We start from the raw sequence: 3388 nt of genomic DNA on the forward strand, positions 1-3388 counted from the left end.
CCTATACCGCGTTCCGGACTATGCCGCAGAGTCGACAGCGATGGGAGACGTACGATTTTGTTCCGTCGCTCGTGCGGCATAGTTCAGGGCCTATAAGGACTCCAGGAACCTCAGAAGTGGATCGGGAGGCCGATACTTCCCGCGACGCGCGCTCGGTATCGTGGTCTTGGCTAACACCGCCGATTTCATCTCGAGATCAGCGTCAAGATACATCTGGGTTGTCTCCACCGACTCGTGGCCCAGCCACAATGCGATCACAGTTCGACCAACACCTGCGCGCAGCATTTCCATTGCTGTCGTGTGTCTTAGGCAGTGCGGAGTAATATGTTTTTTGTTCAGTCCGGGAACTGCATTTACCGCTTTTCTTAGGTGCTTCGCAACGGCGTATTGCACTCCATCTGCACTCAGACGTCCTCCTTGCGCATTGGGGAATACGACCTGATCGCCTGCAGCGGGAATCTCTCTCATCCAGTTCTTTAGTACGCTGCAAGTAGGTTTCGAAATCGGGGTACAACGCTCCTTGCGCCCTTTTCCCAATACTCGGACATGAGCGCCAACGCCCAGGACGACGTCATCCCGCGTCAAGCCTGTCAATTCAGACAGGCGAAGTCCAGTCTGTATCGCAACCAAGAGCAATGCGTAGTCTCGACGGCCAGATTTGGTTTGCAAATCCGGGGCATTGAGAAGCGCATCAATCTCTTCACGGGTCAGGAAGTTGACGACTTTTTTTGTGAATCGCTTGCTTGGTATCGCAAGCACACGTTGAATCTGCTCGGATCGCTCCGGTATCTCATAGGCGGCGTACCGGAAGAGTGATCGAATCGCGGTCAGACGCAAATTTCGGCTTCGAGCGCTGATTCCTCGGTGCCGCTCCTGGTCGTCGAGGAACGCTGCTATCGTATCTGCATCGATGTCATCTAATATCAGGTCCGAGGGGTGTTTGTGCTTTCGTTGTTGAACAAACCTCAATAGCAAACGGAACGTGTCTCGGTACGAGCAAATTGTGTGAGTGCTCGCTTGCCGCTGCGTCATCAACCGTTTCATAAAGAAGCTTTCGATCAATGCGGCGAACGACCTTTGCGCTTTCATTTCTGCGCCTCCCATTGTTGGTGCAGGCGCCGTGCGGCCAACTGCATTAGCTGCGGCGCGGCGTTAAAGTACCAGAATGTATGGGCGACGCGCGAATGCCCGAGATACGTCGATAGCGCCGGCAATCTACGCTCGACATCTTGACCATGTCGGTACCAACGTAAAATCGTCTGAATGGCGAATCGATGCCGAAGATCATGCAGCCGCGGCCCGTGACTTGTTTGTTCGGCACGAATTCCGATCTGGCGCGATAGCGTGTAGAACGTTTCGTGTACCTGACCGCTGCACAGCTTGTTTCCGCGATTAGAAACGAAGAAATAGCTTGACCGCTGACGTGGAAAGAATGTGTCCCGTCGCCGGCGATATTCGGCGAGCACGGTTGCCGTCGTGGCGGCGACAGGGACGATGCGGGATTTACCAAACTTGCTAGTGCGGATGGTAAGTATCCGCTCTTCGAGATCAACGTCCCGGTCTTCGAGCGCCATGGCTTCGCCAATTCGCAAGCCGGACACGCTGAGCGTGCCGAGAAGGCAGTAGTAGGTCCATGGACGAAGACTATTTAGCGGAGGAAGTTTGAGCGCAGCATCTAACAATCGTCTGATCTCGTCATCCTTGTAGATGTGGACACGCGCGTGTTTGGGGCGAAATGGAAGTAGGTCGCATGGTGGAACCTCAGTCTTCGGGTCGCTTACCTGGCGATAAATTGCAAAGCCGCGTACCCAACTCAGCAGCTGCGCGCGGTAGGCTGGCGTAACAGATGAAGGCTGCTGTGCCCACTCGAGCGCAGCATGAGTAGTAATATGTTCGGCGCGGCGCGCCTCCATAAAAATAACGAATGCCAGTAAGCCGCGTCCTGCTGCAGTCAGCTTGAACCCGAGACTTCGGCGGAGCGATAGGTAATCCTGTAAGGCTTCTCTTAAAGAGTTCATCACACACCTCGAGGCCATGGCAGCGCGAGTTCTCGTAACGAAATCAGGTCAACCTTTGCATAGATCCTTGTAGAGTCCATATGTCTGTGACGCAGCACCTCGCCGATTTCCGATAGGGAGGCTCCTCGCCGCAGCAATTCCGTAGCGAGTCCGTGTCGAAACTGATGGGCGCCGCGGCGCGATGTCTCAATTTCCGCCCGCTCAAGTGCTCGCGAAACAACGCAATCAATCGCGGCCGAACTTCGGAACGGCGAGTTAGGAGCTCGTGCGCGCAAGAAGATCTGTCGGGAATTGCTTGCGGGGCGACTGCGCTGGAGATACTCGGCGATCGCGTGACCGACGTCGCGCGGTACAGGCATCTGCGATTCTTCATTGCCTTTTCCATGCACCGTAAGATATCCGGACGCCCATTCGATATCATCTAGGGTGAGTGAAACGATCTCGCGAGCTCGTAGACCAAGGCGTGCCAGCAGCAGCAGGATCGCGTAATCGCGGCGTCCTGTATCGGTGTCTTGATCGCAATGTGAGAGCACGCTCTGAACAACATGAGGAGGAACTCCACGTGGAATCGATGACATTGACCAGCCAGCCACGACTGGTACCTTCGACGACCAATCGGCAGAAGTATCGCCATGGTAATGCGCATATCGAAGTAACGACCGCAACGCCGTGGTCATGATCTTCGCGTGCTGCACGCTTAACCGTTTGGCCTCGTCTTGCACGAAGCACACGACGTCGGGAACGCACGTGTGATCAAAGCAGACTGGATTGTTGCCGAAAGTCTGGTCGAGAAACCTGTAAGCAAACGGCATGTAGTTGAGCAACGTCGCGTTCGAAAGCCCACGTTCGTCTCGGAGATATCGCGAGTACTCGGAGGCATATAGGCGAGCTGGGTTTAAGTGCTCGTCCTCAGCCCTTTCCGAAATGAGCCCGGCGTCCGTCAAGACGCGACACGCCCTCCGCAATGCTGCGGCATCGCATTTTGCTGGCCTTCTTCGGAGCCGTCGGTAGCGCAGATAACCGTCGATGCATTCCGGCGTTAGATCAAGCAAGTCGACACGTCGCCGCTTCATCCAGCGGCTAAAGTCGGCAACTACTCTGGTTTCATAGCGTATCGTGTATGGACGAAACCCATCACGTCTCATCGCGTCTGAAACCATTGAAATATAAGGAGCCAGAGGCCCCTCCGGGGTTCTTCTCAGGGTAATCTGAAGAGGTGCTTTCGCTTCAACCAGTGATCCCATGATCGTCTCCTAACCGACATAAATTTCGCCGGCAGAAGGCAAGATTACGCCGAGCGGCTCACGGAATTACCTCCGACAGCGCGCTCAAATATAAAATCTACGGCATAGTCCGGAACGCGGTATAGG

General features: G+C 55.0%; 3 protein-coding genes. All 3 read right to left on the bottom strand.

The annotated features are described in order from the left end of the window. Positions 1–90: 90 nt before the first annotated feature. The 3 genes from BMI01S_RS36405 to BMI01S_RS40250 are packed head-to-tail and all read right to left on the bottom strand — an operon-like array spanning position 91 to position 3262. A complete protein-coding gene (locus BMI01S_RS36405) occupies positions 91–1089 on the bottom strand; it encodes a site-specific integrase (RefSeq protein WP_036047198.1) in 999 nt (332 codons plus the stop codon). Continuing rightward, complete coding sequence (locus BMI01S_RS36410) at positions 1086–2018, bottom strand: tyrosine-type recombinase/integrase (protein ID WP_028233028.1); 933 nt, start codon at positions 2016–2018, stop codon at positions 1086–1088. Before BMI01S_RS36410 ends, BMI01S_RS36405 begins: the two co-directional genes overlap by 4 nt. Then, on the bottom strand, positions 2018–3262 hold the full coding sequence (locus BMI01S_RS40250; protein WP_081723660.1) for a tyrosine-type recombinase/integrase: 1245 nt from the start codon (positions 3260–3262) through the stop codon (positions 2018–2020). The genes BMI01S_RS36410 and BMI01S_RS40250 overlap by 1 nt, the downstream gene beginning before the upstream one ends. Between the last annotated feature and the right edge of the window lie 126 nt (positions 3263–3388).

This window comes from Paraburkholderia mimosarum LMG 23256 = NBRC 106338 (genome assembly GCF_000739815.1).
GTDB lineage: Bacteria > Pseudomonadota > Gammaproteobacteria > Burkholderiales > Burkholderiaceae > Paraburkholderia > Paraburkholderia mimosarum.